The organism is Arthrobacter sp. 2MCAF15 (assembly GCF_052115605.1).
Classification (GTDB): domain Bacteria; phylum Actinomycetota; class Actinomycetes; order Actinomycetales; family Micrococcaceae; genus Arthrobacter.
In genome coordinates this window covers 55,898-69,197 of record NZ_JBFRGZ010000008.1, presented here as the reverse complement: position 1 = coordinate 69,197, position 13,300 = coordinate 55,898, and the positions used below count along the sequence as shown (strand labels likewise).

13 protein-coding genes are annotated in these 13,300 nt (G+C 66.7%); 6 read left to right on the top strand and 7 right to left on the bottom strand.

Translation table 11 applies throughout. The annotated features are described in order from the left end of the window. Positions 1–34: 34 nt before the first annotated feature. Positions 35–421 (bottom strand): hypothetical protein, encoded by a 387-nt coding sequence (locus AB4089_RS10830; RefSeq protein WP_441409291.1) that lies wholly within the window; start codon positions 419–421, stop codon positions 35–37. 313 nt (positions 422–734) lie between these two features. Here AB4089_RS10830 and AB4089_RS10825 point away from each other — a divergent pair, with 313 nt between their 5' ends. The 3 genes from AB4089_RS10825 (at position 735) to AB4089_RS10815 (ending at position 3,069) form a co-directional block, all read left to right on the top strand. Further along, positions 735–1,307, top strand: a complete 573-nt coding sequence (locus AB4089_RS10825; RefSeq protein ID WP_441409290.1) for a hypothetical protein — start codon at positions 735–737, stop codon at positions 1,305–1,307. 369 nt (positions 1,308–1,676) lie between these two features. Further along, complete coding sequence (locus AB4089_RS10820; RefSeq protein WP_441409289.1) at positions 1,677–2,309, top strand: hypothetical protein; 633 nt, start codon at positions 1,677–1,679, stop codon at positions 2,307–2,309. 67 nt (positions 2,310–2,376) lie between these two features. After that, complete coding sequence (locus tag AB4089_RS10815; RefSeq protein WP_441409288.1) at positions 2,377–3,069, top strand: hypothetical protein; 693 nt, start codon at positions 2,377–2,379, stop codon at positions 3,067–3,069. Between the two features lie 29 nt (positions 3,070–3,098). Here AB4089_RS10815 and AB4089_RS10810 read toward each other — a convergent pair whose 3' ends face one another. From AB4089_RS10810 to AB4089_RS10795, 4 genes are all read right to left on the bottom strand, one after another. Beyond that, the gene (locus tag AB4089_RS10810; protein ID WP_441409287.1) at positions 3,099–3,644 is read right to left on the bottom strand and encodes a flavodoxin domain-containing protein; all 546 of its coding nucleotides are present in this window, start codon (positions 3,642–3,644) and stop codon (positions 3,099–3,101) included. 167 nt (positions 3,645–3,811) lie between these two features. After that, positions 3,812–4,285 (bottom strand): DUF805 domain-containing protein, encoded by a 474-nt coding sequence (locus AB4089_RS10805; RefSeq protein WP_441409286.1) that lies wholly within the window; start codon positions 4,283–4,285, stop codon positions 3,812–3,814. Between the two features lie 143 nt (positions 4,286–4,428). Next, the gene (locus AB4089_RS10800) at positions 4,429–5,151 is read right to left on the bottom strand and encodes a hypothetical protein (RefSeq protein WP_441409285.1); all 723 of its coding nucleotides are present in this window, start codon (positions 5,149–5,151) and stop codon (positions 4,429–4,431) included. A gap of 50 nt (positions 5,152–5,201) precedes the next feature. Further along, positions 5,202–6,617: an NAD(P)H-quinone dehydrogenase gene (locus AB4089_RS10795; RefSeq protein WP_441409284.1), complete on the bottom strand. Its 1,416-nt coding sequence runs from the start codon at positions 6,615–6,617 to the stop codon at positions 5,202–5,204. 121 nt (positions 6,618–6,738) lie between these two features. Between AB4089_RS10795 and AB4089_RS10790 the strand changes: the two genes are divergently transcribed. Next, entirely contained in the window at positions 6,739–7,557 is an 819-nt protein-coding gene (locus AB4089_RS10790; RefSeq protein WP_441409283.1) for a purine-nucleoside phosphorylase, read from the top strand. Between the two features lie 38 nt (positions 7,558–7,595). Here AB4089_RS10790 and AB4089_RS10785 read toward each other — a convergent pair whose 3' ends face one another. After that, positions 7,596–8,075: an RrF2 family transcriptional regulator gene (locus AB4089_RS10785; protein WP_441409282.1), complete on the bottom strand. Its 480-nt coding sequence runs from the start codon at positions 8,073–8,075 to the stop codon at positions 7,596–7,598. Positions 8,076–8,204: 129 nt separating this feature from the next. Between AB4089_RS10785 and AB4089_RS10780 the strand changes: the two genes are divergently transcribed. Next, the gene (locus tag AB4089_RS10780) at positions 8,205–9,944 is read left to right on the top strand and encodes a phospho-sugar mutase (RefSeq protein WP_441409281.1); all 1,740 of its coding nucleotides are present in this window, start codon (positions 8,205–8,207) and stop codon (positions 9,942–9,944) included. Positions 9,945–9,968: 24 nt separating this feature from the next. Here the strand turns inward: AB4089_RS10780 and nirD are convergent, their stop codons facing one another. After that, the gene (gene nirD, locus AB4089_RS10775) at positions 9,969–10,361 is read right to left on the bottom strand and encodes a nitrite reductase small subunit NirD (RefSeq protein ID WP_441409280.1); all 393 of its coding nucleotides are present in this window, start codon (positions 10,359–10,361) and stop codon (positions 9,969–9,971) included. Positions 10,362–10,617: 256 nt separating this feature from the next. Here nirD and nirB point away from each other — a divergent pair, with 256 nt between their 5' ends. After that, complete coding sequence (gene nirB / locus AB4089_RS10770) at positions 10,618–13,299, top strand: nitrite reductase large subunit NirB (RefSeq protein ID WP_441409279.1); 2,682 nt, start codon at positions 10,618–10,620, stop codon at positions 13,297–13,299. The last annotated feature ends 1 nt before the right edge of the window (position 13,300 follow it).

The following is a 13,300-nucleotide window of genomic DNA, read 5'->3' as shown; positions in this document are numbered from 1 at the left end:
GCAGACGCGCTCGCCGGACATCGCCGCGGCCGCGCTACCCGTTTGAGGCGCCCGGTCCGGCAGGGTTGTAATGCATTGCGTTGTCGAATCTCTTCTGCCACTGGGCATGCTCGCGGGCGGCATCCAGCCGGCGGCTTGGAGTCCACCTGGGCAGGTAGTCGGGCGCGGGCAGCTCGCGGGCAGGCTTGGGTTTCGCCACGGGCCGGGTCTGGACGGGCCGGGCCGCTGGCCGCGTCTGGACGAGTGTGGTCGCATACCGGGTCTGAACGTGCTCCCGGCGGTAGTTCGGCTTGGGGTCGGCGATCGTCCAATTGATCAAGGTGCGCATGATCAGCACGAGCACCCACAGGCCGAGCCCAGCCACGATGTATTGCCAAAACAGGACCAGCAACACGATGGCCAATAGTACGAAAAGGAACATGGCGACATTATGCATTTGCGATGCGCCAGGAGGTAGAGGTCTTTTTTCCCTGATCGCGCCCGAGTGAGTCGTCGTCCGCGTAGTCCTCACCAAATCGGGACGGATGGTGGGCAGGAACTGCGCCATGCCGGTCCGATTGCTCCCACGGGAGTCTGCGCGCCCGCACTTCCCGTTCGCAACAGACGTGTTCCGTTTACAGGGAATGGGGTCGGTGCCATGCTGAGCTCACCGCGGTTGCTTGGGGTGTGGTCGAACAGGGGGTAGCGAGATGCAATGGAGCGCGCCGAGAGAAGGGAATCCGTGGCCGCATGACATGGTGATCAGCGTAGATGATCACCCCCTGGCCCTGAATTTGCTCCTGTTCGTTCGGCACTGCTGGTCTATTGCACAGGAAGTAGATATACCGGAACTCGCCCCAGCCCCAGACCCGGGCGCCTCCCAAATGCCAGCGTCAGCCAGCATTGCCGAGTGGACTGCCCGCTGGCGCATCGCCTGGGATCGGGCATGGGACTGGTACAGAATTCAGGACCCGGACATGCAAAATCACCCGACCCAGGAGATCATGCGGCAAGTTTTACGGCCTGGCCAGGAGCTACATCCACTCATACCCCCGTTGTGGACCACCGAATACGACTGGGACGGTTTGGACCCCGAGGCTTTCAATAACTGGCACGGGGATCTGATCCCGACTGTCCCTAATGATGCGGAACGCAGGAACCTCTCGGATCTGATCACTGCGTGGGAGAGCGGCGTGGACACCATCATCGTGCTGCCGTACGCCGGGTATTTCGCTAACCGCATTAGCCATCGCCACGTCGCAGTGTCGGCAGCGACTCGAAATGAGCCCACCACCTACAGCAGGGCATTGCGGGAGACTGCGCCGTAAGACACGCGCCATTTCCAGCGCCCCCATGGAGGTCGCGGCGCCGGGGCAAGTCCTTGTCCGCTCCCGAGTATGACCCAGATGTCACGTCTGTGATCGGTACTGCGCGCTTCGCTGCCGCTGGTCATCAGGGTCGTGGGTGGTCCCGGATCAGTCCGCCCCAATGGTCCTGATTCAGGTTGACATACTCGAAATACCCCATCCGCCGCCGTCGGGGCCGGCGTGCCCACGACCGTAGACAACACTGGCAGGCCGAAATTCAGGACGATCAGCGACTCCGGCCAACGCGAAGCGGGCCTTTCTCCCCTTGGCAGCGCAACTGGACCGTGGATGCAATGGACGTAGGCTCCGTTCGCCATCAGGAGGCATCCCATGAATGTCCCGGTCATTTTGGCGCTCGGCGCGATTATTGTATTCGCCATCGTCGTGGTCAGAACGCGCGACAAGGATCCGCAGCAGCGGTCCACCGTGTTGCTGCGGACCGGGGCGGCCATCATGGCGGTGTTCACCGTCCTCGCGGGAATCGTCATTGTCGGCGACTCAATGCAGAGCCCGGGCGGAACGGCAGCGATGCTGATAACCCTGGCCTGGGTGGTGCCGATGCTCATCCTGGCTGTCGCGGCCTGGTTCTGGCCGGCGGCCACCGCTCCCCTGCTGCTCGCCCTGTCGTCTGCCTTCATCGCGGCCTGCGTCTGGCTGGCCTTCGACCCTGCCGGCCTGCGCAGCTTCGTCAGCGAAAACGGACCCATCATCGCCGTCAGCGTCGTCGCGCTGGCCTTTCCCGCCGCCGTCCTGGGCCTGAGGCGCACCGCGTTGGCCGGCTGGCTGCTCGTGGCCCTCGGCGTGCTGCCGCTTGTCATCACAGTCATTGCACGGTCCGGACCGGTCGGATCGATCACCGCCGCAAGCGTCGTCCCCCTGATCGCTGGAATCAGCTACCTCGCCTCCGCCCGCATGGCCCGCGGGAGCACCGCGGCGGGCGGGCACCGGGCGGCTGCCGCCTGACCCGCCGGTTACCCGGCCGCGTAACGCGAATCGGGACAAGGAACCATCGGCGGGTAGCATCGGGGCCATGAGCGCCGACGACGACGACATCACCGAAGAACTGCTGGCCGACGCCGGGAAACTCACCGGGTTGAGCCTGGAACTGCTGGGACTCGACCCGCATCCGGACGACATGACGGCCGAGCAACGGCTCCAGTTTGATCCCGAAGACCTGGCCGAGATGGCCGCCGTCTCGCCGGAAGACCGCCAGAAAGCAGTGCGCCAGACCCGCTTGCTGGCCGGACTCCTGTGGAATTCGTCGAGCATCCTCATCGACCAGCTGTTCCGCGATCTCGGAGCCCTCAGCACGCTGGAAGTTGCCACGGCCACCGACATAGCAGGGACCTCAGTCCTGTCCTCCCTGCCGCCCCAGTTCGCCGCCAGCTACGACGCGAAGTTCACTCAAATGTTCATCGTCGTCGCTGCAGACGTCACCGCCTCCCTGGTCCGGGGCTGGACCGCCCCCGGATGCCTCGCGGCGGAACTCGCCGTCCGCTGCCTGCTCGATCAGGCGGAAATCACCGAGGACATCTACGAACTGGACCTCCCGGAGGACTGGAGGGCCGACGTCGAGGAAGTCCTGTTGGAGGACGCCGACAGTGAGGCCCTGTACTCGGACAGGCTCGATGAGCTCGAAGATGACGCCAGGGAACTGGACTTCGAGCACTGGTTCAAGCCTTTCGCCCCCGGCGACACGGTCCCGCCCTACGCCTGCTCCTGAACCCTGCTTCTCAACCCTGCTTCTGAGCCCTACTCCGGACCGGCCGGCTTGGCCAACCACGCCAGGTAGTCCTCGGTGAAGCGCCGGACGCCGTCCCACTCCGTGTAGACATAGTCACGGGACGTGTCCGTGTCCGGTGAGCCCTTGTCCTTGGCGATCTTCTTCATCAGGTGCTTCTTGATGAAGCCGTAGTGGGTGTAGAGCAGCGCACCGGCGAACAGCCCGACGTGCTTTGGTCGCCACCCCGTGTCCTCTTCGAACTTCTGCACGTAGCCCTCGGCGTGTTCCTCGTCTCCGTGGGCGGCCATGCTGACGGACACTAGCGCTGAAGGCAATCGTTCGAGCTCGCCGCGGTTCTTCTTCACAAAGTCCGTGACGTGCCTTTCGTGTTTGCCCACATGAACAGAAGCCGCCACGATCACGCCGTCGTAACCCTCCGGCAGGGTGTCGCCGGAATGTTTGAGGTCCGCGGTCTCCGCCTGGTGCCCGTGCACACGGATCAGATCGGCCATGTACTCCGCGATCTGGGCTGTCTGTCCTTCAACCGTTCCGTACGGGATGTAGATGTTGGCCATGATCCAGTGTGGGAGCGGTGCGGGTTGCTGCCCTAGGGTCCAACGCCCCGGGACAAGAATGCGCAAGGCCACTGAAAAGTGAAGAATCCCTGCCCCGATTCCCCGGGCAGGGATTCTTCACTTGCGGAACTCCGTCGCTTTCCGAACTCCCTGGCTTTCGGAACTCCCTAGTAGCCGGAGGGCTGGTCGAACCTCTGGCCGGCCGGATTGGACGGCAGAATTGCCATCACCAACAGCGCCAGGCCACCGAGGAACGGCACCAGGACCAGCAGGATCAGCCAGGCGCTCATGTTCACGTCATGCAGGCGCCGGGCCAGCAGGGCCAGGGACGGAACGATCGTCCCCAGTCCCCAAACGACAGCAAGGATCAGCCCAATGACGGCGCCGGGTCCAATCGTGGCGGCTCCGGACGCATTGGTCGTCATGCCAGTACTCGTGATGATGTTGATGACGATGCCCACCAGGAGTGACACCAGCGCCCACCACCAGTACTCACTGCGGCTGGCCCGGCCGGTGAAGGTGGCGTACTTTTTGAAGAATCGCTGGACGGCCTGCGTGAGGCTGGCCCCGTACAGCGGGGCCCAAAGCGGCGGCTCTCCGGTCTGCGGCGGTAATGCATTCGGTTGCTGCGGATAACTCATGTAGTCCCCTTCGATGAGTGCCAGTGACGAGACTCATCCTAGGGCCGCCAGCGCCCAGGAATCAGGGTTGGGCGTCGAGAATTTACAAGGCGTTCATCCGCGCAGGCGCGCGGGACCATCAGGCACCGGTTTAGCCTTCGCGCTCAGACGCCCGGCTCGAACTCTGCCTTTCCCATCATCAGGATGCCTCGCCGGGGTATCCAGAAATCCCCCAACCTGTCCTGGACCGTCAAGGCTGCCGGCTTTCCCAGGTCGCGCCCCTTCAGCACGGCCCGGCTGCTTGCGACGAACCTCAGGCGCCGGGGATAGACGGCGAACCGTTGGCTGTTGGGAACGTGGCCCGTCAGCCTTAGGTGCCCAGCCCTCAACGCAGGGCCGGCGACGGCGCCCATGGCGCGCAGGAACGTCCGGCTGCGCCAGAGCCGCTCCGGTGCAGCGCCTGAGACTGCCGACATGGCCCTGGTGACCGGCGTTGCCCGGAGCATGAGTTCCCAGTGCAGGACAGCCCCGCCGTCGACGTCGACTGTGAAGGCGTGGCTGCTGTTCCAGGCGAGGGAGATGCGGGAAGTCGACGCCGATTCGAGGGCGGCGCCAAAGTACCGGGGGCAGGACAGGCCGGGGTCCACGGTGCCGTGCATTGACCAGGCGCCGGCCGGGTCGCGGATCCAGACCGAGGTGTACCCTGGCCCGATCGATGACCCGGCAAAGCGCCGCAAGGCCAGGACATAGCCTGAACTGAATGGAACCCCGGTGACGCCGAACCCGGTAAAGCGCTCCGCATCCGCGGGACGGCCATCCGCGCCGGCCCCGGCCGGACGTTCGACCGCCCGCTCGAGGGCTTCAATCAAAGCCTGGGGACTCTGCATGGCATCAGCCTCCGGATTGCGGACCCGGCTGGGAACTACAGGTACACGGACTACATGTGGACGTGGAGCCGGCGGGCTGCTTCGGAGATTGAGCCGCTCAGCGACGGGTACACGGTGAAGGTGCTGGCGACGTCGTCGACGTGCAGTTTCTGCGTCACGGCGATCGAAATCGCGAAGATGAGCTCGGAGGCGTTCGGGCCCACCACCACCCCGCCGATCACGGTGCCGGAGCCCTTGCGGGCGAAGATCTTGACGAAGCCGTCGCGGTGGTTGCGCATCTTGGCGCGCGCGTTGCTGCGCAGGGAGAGCTTGACGATGTCGCCCTGGTACTTGCCGGATTCGATCTCGGCTTCGGACACTCCCACGGAGGCGATCTCGGGCGAGGTGAAGATGTTGGACGCCACCTGGTGCAGCTTGATCGGCATGACGGCGTCGCCCAGGAAGTGGGCCACGGCAATCCGGCCCTGCATCGCGGCCACGGAGGCCAGGGCCAGGACGCCGGTGCAGTCGCCCGCGGCGTAGATGTTCGGCGCGGTGGTGCGCGAGACGCCGTCGACCTTGATGTGGCCGCTCTCGGTGAGCGCGACGCCGGCTTCCTCCAGGCCGATGCCGGCCGTGTTCGGGATGGAACCGACGCAGACCAGGCAGTGGCTGCCGGTGACCTTGGAACCGTCGCCCAGGGTGACCACGACGCCGTCGTCCGTGCGTTCGACGGTTTCGGCGCGGGCGCGGGAGAGGACCTTGAGCCCGCGTCGTTCGAAGACGCCCTCGAGGACCTCGGCGGCGTCGGTGTCCGAGCCCGGCAGCACCCGGTCGCGGCTGGAAATCAAGGTGACTTTGGAGCCCAGGCCGTTGTAGGCGGAGGCGAATTCTGCGCCCGTCACACCGGATCCCACCACGATGAGTTCCTCGGGGAGTTCGTCCATGTTGTAGATCTGGGCCCAGTTCAGGATCCGCTCACCGTCCGGCCGCGCGGTGGGCAGCTCGCGCGGGTGGGCGCCGACGGCCAGCAGGATGGTGTCTGCCTCCACGGTTTCGGTGCCGTCGGCGGTCAGGACCTCGATGGTGTGGTTGTCCAGCAGCCGGCCGGAGCCGATCAGGATGCGGACGTTCTGGTGCTCCAGCCCGGCCTGGATGTCCTCCGACTGCTTCCGCGCCAGCCGCAGGAGACGGTCGTTGATGTGCTTGAGGTCCGCGCGCATCGACGGGGCGAAGTCGCCGCCGTCGACGTCGAACTTGACGCCCAGCTCCCCCGCCTCGGCCACGCGGGTCATCAGGTCTGCGGTCGCGATCAGGGTTTTGGAGGGAACGACGTCGGTCAGCACGGCGGATCCGCCGAGGCCCGCGCGTTCGATGATGGTGACCTGCGCCCCCAGCGAGGCGGCGACCATGGCGGCTTCGTAGCCGCCAGGCCCTCCGCCGAGAATTGCGATGCGGGGTGAGCTGAAGTCAGGATGCGTAGTCACAATCAACCATTGTCCACCATCCGAACCGGAGCCACCAAAGAGTCCGGGCCGCCGAGCGTCCGCACGGCTCCCGGTGGCGCGGGTGCTGTGCAGCCGGCCGCCGGCACGATAACTTGTACCGGTGAGTACAACAGAATTCCTGAACACGGATCCCTTCGAGGCCGCCCGCGCCGCCGCCGACTACATCGCCGCAGAGACGGGCGTCGATTCCCACGACGTCGCGCTGGTCCTCGGCTCGGGCTGGGGCGACGCCGCGGAGCTCATCGGCGAGACCACCGCGACCCTGTCCGCAGCCGAAATCCCCGGTTTCTCCGCACCCTCCGTGGTGGGGCACGTGGGCACCATCCGCTCCGTGCTGACCAAAGAGGGAAAGCGCGCCCTGGTCCTGGGCGCACGCACCCACTACTACGAGGGCAAGGGCGTCCGCGCCGTGGTCCACGGCGTGCGTACCGCCGCGGCCGCCGGCTGCAAGACCCTGGTCCTGACCAACGGCTGCGGCGGCCTGAACGAGGACTGGGCGCCCGGCACCCCGGTCCTGATCAGCGACCACATCAACCTCACCGCCACTTCCCCGCTGGAAGGGGCAACGTTCGTGGACCTCACGGACCTGTACTCCTCCCGCATCCGCGGCCTGGCCCGTGAGGTGGACCCCTCCCTGGATGAGGGCGTCTACGCGCAGTTCACCGGCCCGCACTACGAGACGCCCGCCGAGGTGCAGTACGCCAAGCGCATCGGCGCATCCCTGGTCGGCATGTCCACAGCGCTGGAGGCCATCGCCGGCCGCCACGCCGGCATGGAGGTCTTCGGCATCTCGCTGGTCACCAACCTCGCCGCAGGGATCAGCCCTGTGCCGCTCAGCCATGAGGAAGTCCTTGAGGCCGGCCAGGCCGCGGGACCGCGCATTTCAAAGCTGCTCGCGGAGATCATCGCAAAGCTCTGATCCAGCCCGGCGTAAGGTCCTGGACTACCTGGCTGCGGCTACTCCGCAGCCAGGTAGTCCAGGACCTTCGCTTTGTCCGCCGGGAACCGCCGCTCGATCGAGTCCGCGATCCCGGCGATGCTCTGCCGCGCCAGCGCCTGCCGCCAGGCGAGTTCGGCCTGCCGCATGGTCTGGGAAATGAGGCAGGACCGGGCAAAGTTGTCCTGCCGGTCCGGGTCGGGGATATTTCCCAGGATCGCCTCACACCGGAATGCCGGGTCCTGGCCCTCCAGCGCCAGCACGATGTCCAGCACGGTGATGTGTTCCGGCCGGCGCGCCAGGAGAAATCCGCCGCGGGGCCCCGAGACCGAGTCCAGCACCTTGGCCCGGACCAGCGACTGAAACTGCTTGTTCAGATAGGCGGCCGGAAGCTTGTAGAACTCCGCCAGCCGTGCACTGTTCACCGGCTCACCCGGCGGTGTCCAGGCCATGTTGACGCAACTGTGCACGGCCCATTCCACGCCACGCCCCATCTTCATATTCCAGACGTTACGTGTCCGGAAATTTGGGTGTCAAGGTCCTTCTGAACGCCCCAAATTGGCACGTGAAATGCCAATTCCCCGCTGTCTGGGCAAGCTTCTCCCAGGATTGGCGATAGTTTGGTTCCTATGACGTCTTCTGATGCCGAACTCGCCCGACTCCTGAGCGATGCCCGCGACTGGGCCGACCAGGACCCGGACCCCGCAACCGCCGCCGCCCTCTCTGAGCTGATCCGCCTCACCGACGGGGGCGTCGGGGCGGCCCGCCAGGAGCTGGCAGACAGCTTCAGCGGCACCCTCCAGTTCGGCACCGCCGGACTGCGGGCGGCCCTCGGCCCGGGTCCGAACCGGATGAACCGCGTGGTGGTCCGCCGCGCCGCCGCCGGCTTCACCGCTTTCCTCACGAGCGCCGTCGAGCAGACCTCCCCCGGCACCCGGCCGCGCGCCGTCGTCGGCTACGACGCCCGCTACAACTCCGATATCTTCGCCGAAGAAACCGCCGCGATCCTCACAGCGGCCGGCGTGGAAACGTTCTTGATGCCCTCCGCGCTGCCCACCCCGCTGCTCGCGTACGCGGTGCGGGCACTGGACTGCGACGGCGGCGTCATGGTCACGGCCAGCCACAACCCGCCGCAGGACAACGGGTACAAGGTGTACCTGGGCCGTCACGCGGTTGAGGAAAGCGGCCGCGGCGCCCAGATCGTGGCGCCCTACGATGCCCTAATAGCGGCGAAGATCGACGCCGTCGGCGCCCTGGACTCCATCGTCCTGGCCGCGGACGGGTGGACCGTGCTGGAGCCCTCGATCGCCACCGAATACCAGAGCGCCGTCGCGGCCCTGGCCATCCCCGAACACTTCCCGGCCCGTGGGCTGAAGATCATCCTGACCCCCATGCACGGCGTGGGCGGGGAAACGGCAGTGGCGGTGCTGAACGCCGCAGGTTTCGAGGACGTCACGCTCGTCACGGAACAGGCGCTCCCGGATCCGGACTTCCCCACAGTGAGCTTCCCCAACCCCGAAGAGCCCGGGGCGCTGGACCTGGCCCTCGAGGCGGCAACGCGCGGGGACGCCGACATTGTGATCGCCAACGACCCCGACGCTGACCGGGCGGCCGTGGCGGCGAAGGATCCGGCCACCGGCGCGTGGCGCATGCTGCGCGGCGACGAGGTCGGTGCCCTCCTGGGTGCCCACGTCGTGGCGCGGCAGGCCGCAGGCGGCGAGGCGCCGGCCGGCGTGTTCGCGAATTCGATCGTGTCTTCCCGGTTGCTGGCGCGGATCGCGGCAGCGGCAGGCTACGCGCACGAGGAAACCCTGACCGGCTTCAAGTGGATTGCCCGGGTGCCGGGGCTGGTCTACGGCTACGAGGAGGCGCTGGGCTACTGCGTGGCCCCGTCCCTGGTGCGGGACAAGGACGGCATTTCGGCCGCCGTCCTCATCGCCGAACTCGCGGCGGCGGCAAAGGCCGAGGGCAAGACAATCTTCGACACCCTCGATGAGCTCTACCTGGTTCATGGGCTGCACGCGAGCGACCAGCTCAGCATCCGCGTGGCGGACCTTGGCCTGCTGGACGCGATGATGAACCGGCTGCGCGTCAGCCCGCCCGAATCGTTCGGCGGCTCAGGCGTCGAAGCCGTCACGGACCTGGCCGTGGGCACCGAGCAGCTGCCGCCCACTGAAGGCCTGCTGTACCTGACCAGGGACCTCAGCCGCGTCATCATCCGTCCCAGCGGCACGGAACCGAAGCTCAAGTGCTACCTGGAGGTCATCCGCAGCGTGGACTCGGCGGCCGAACTTCCGGCGGCCCGGGACGAAGCCCGCGCCGCGCTGGACAGCGTCCTGGCTGACGTCCGAGAGGCCCTGGGCCTGTAGGGCTCAACCCACAGGGATCAGCTGCTAGAGCTCAACCTCAATGTACCCGCCCACAATCCGGGTACCGAAGGTTGCGAGCCGGAGTCCCGGGTTGCCCAGGCATTCACCGGTTTCGAGGTCGTAGACCTCTTTGTGCAGCGGCGAGGCGATGGTGGGGCGGTCGCCGCGGGAACCGGTGATGCCGCGGGCCATGACATTGGCCCCGGTTGCCGGGTCCTCGTTGGCGACGGCGAAAACCTCACCGTTCGCGGTCTGGAATACCGCTACCTGGTGCCCGGCAATCAGTGCGGCCTCGCCCCACGCGGGTTCCAGGTCCGTGACGGTGCAAACCCGGTGCCAGCCGGCGCCGGATCCGGAAATCTGACCTTCAAGGTCGTGTAGCGCGTCGTGTGCTGCGGTTTCAAGTACGGCGGTCATCCCGGCCCCTCTCTGATACTTCCCTTGCGGGTTCAACCGCTGCTGCGGCCACATATTCAAGCTAGGCCTCCGGTGTTTCATCCGGGCGCGCCGGATGTGTCCGGCGCGTAAAAGAGAGCTCACACGGCCGGAAATGCATTCGTGATGCAGAAGTTAAGATCACGAAACATAAGGGAAACTGAAGCGAAATTCCGTTTGCCTAGTCTGGGACGACAAGCTGCAGAGCACCGTCTGCGGCCCATGCGAAAGGCCCACCGTGACCGGACTCCCTTCAAGCCACCCGAACCAGGGTGCAGCCAGCGCCGCCCCGCGCCGTATTGTGGTGGCCGGCGGCGGCCCCGCGGCGCACCGATTCGCCGATGCCATGCACGCCCGCGGACTCGATGGCTGGCACGTTACTGTCCTCACCGAGGAAGCCCACCTCCCCTACGACCGCGTCGCGCTGAGCAAGGCACTCACCGACAGCGACGTCGACCTCACCCTGGGCAGCGCTTCCATGTGGGACCACACGGCCCTGGACCTGAAGACCGGCGAGCGCGTCACCAGCATCGACGCCGCCGGCAAAACCGTCACGACCGCCGCGGGTACCACCTATCCGTACGACGAGCTCGTGGTCGCAACGGGCTCGGACGCGGCCCGCCTGCCCATCCCGGGCGCCGAACTTACCCACGTGTACCGCACCCTTGAGGACGTCTGGTCCATCAACAAGGCCATCGCGGACCTCACCGTGAAGCTGGGCCGCCAGGTCAAGGCGGCCACCATCGGCGGCGGTCTGCTGGGCCTGGAATCAGCGGCCGGCACCGAACAGCTCGGCGCCACCCCGATCGTCATCAACGGCTCGCCCTGGCTCATGAACACCCAGCTGGACGAGGGCGCCGGGCAGGCGCTCGGCCGGCTCATCGAGGCCAAGGGCTTCACCGTCCACGGCGGGGTGTTCCCCTCCGAGGTCCTCTCCGACGACGACGGCCAGGTCACCGGCGTCCTCATGGCCGACGGCCGGACCATCGACGCCGACATCGTGATCGTGGCGATCGGTGTGCGGCCCCGCGACGAGCTGTTCCGGGCCGCAGAGGGTGCAGTGCAGCAGTTCCAGCTCGGCCAGCGCGGCGGCGTCGTCATCTCAGACGACTGCTCCACCGAGGTTCCCGGCATCTGGGCGATCGGCGAGGTCGCCAACTTCGGCGGCATGTGCCTGGGCCTCGTGGCCCCAGCCAACACCATGGCCGAAATCGTCGCGGACCGGCTGCACGGCGGCGATGCAACCTTCCCCGGCTTCGACACGGCCACCAAGCTCAAGCTCTCCGGCGTCGACGTCGCCAGCTTCGGCGACGCGTTCGCCCGCACCGAACACTCCCTCGAAATCGTCTACGCCGACCCCGCCCGCGGCGTCTACCAGAAGATCGTCACCACCGATGACGCCAAGACCCTGCTCGGCGGCATCTTCGTAGGCGACGCCACCCCCTACACTTCCCTGCGCCCCATGCTGGGCCGCGAACTGGCCGCCGAGCCCGGCGCCTACCTCACCGCGGCCGGCGGCGGCGACGCCCCGGAAACCGAACTGCCGGACGACGCCATCCTGTGTTCCTGCAACAACGTCTCCGCGGGAACCATCCGCGACACCGTCAACGGCTGCGGGGCCTGCGACGGCAACGCACCCGTCCAGGAACTCGGCGAGCTGAAGGGCTGCACCCGCGCCGGAACCAGCTGCGGCTCCTGTGTCCCGATGCTCAAGAAGCTGCTCGAAACCGAACTGACCAAGTCCGGCGTCGAAGTTTCCAAGGCCCTCTGCGAACACATCGAACTGTCCCGCCAGGAACTCTTCGACGCCATCCGCGTCCTGGAACTGACCTCCTTCGAGGAGATCATGGCCAAGTACGGCACCGGGGACGGCTGCGATATCTGCAAGCCGACCATCGCCAACATCCTGGCCAGCCAGAACAGCGCCTACGTCCTGGACGCCGGCCGCGGCACCCTGCAGGACACCAACGACCGTGCCCTGGCCAACATGCAGAAGGACGGCACCTACTCGGTGGTTCCGCGCATCGCCGGCGGCGAGATCACCCCGAAGAAGCTCGGCGTGATCGCCGCGGTCGCCGAGCAGTACGGCCTCTACACCAAGATCACCGGCGGCCAGCGGATCGACATGTTCGGCGCCCGGCTGGAGCAGCTGCCGGAAATCTGGAAGCTGCTGGTGGATGCCGGCTTCGAATCCGGCCAGGCCTACGGCAAGAGCCTGCGCACGGTGAAGTCCTGCGTCGGCTCCACGTGGTGCCGCTTCGGGGTCCAGGACTCGGTGGCCATGGCCATTCAGCTTGAGCTGCGCTACCGCGGCCTCCGCAGCCCGCACAAGCTGAAGATGGGTGTCTCCGGCTGCGCCCGCGAATGCGCCGAGGCCCGGGGCAAGGACGTCGGCGTCATCGCCACCGCCGACGGCTGGAACCTGTACGTCGGCGGCAACGGCGGGGCCACCCCGGCGCACGCCCAGCTGCTGGCCAAGGACCTCGACGACGAAACCCTGATCAAGTACATCGACCGCTACTTCATGTACTACATCCGCACGGCCGACCGCCTGCAGCGCACCGCGCGCTGGCAGGAAGAGCTCGACGGCGGCATCAAGCACGTCGAGGACGTGGTGGTGCACGACACCCTGGGCATGGCCGCGGACCTCGAGGCCGCCATGGCCAAGCACGTGGACACCTACATCGATGAGTGGGCCGACACCCTGAAGGATCCCGAGCGCCTGCGCCGCTTCCGCTCCTTCGTCAACGCCCCGGACCAGAAGGACGACTCCATCACCTTCGTCCCCGACGAGCGCGGCCAGATGCGCCCGGCCACGGCAGAAGAGAAAGCCTTGGCCGGACAGCAGCCAGTCCTGATCGGTTCGTCCATTCCGGTCCGTGCCACCACCCCTGAACTGCTTGACCAGAACGAGGTATAGC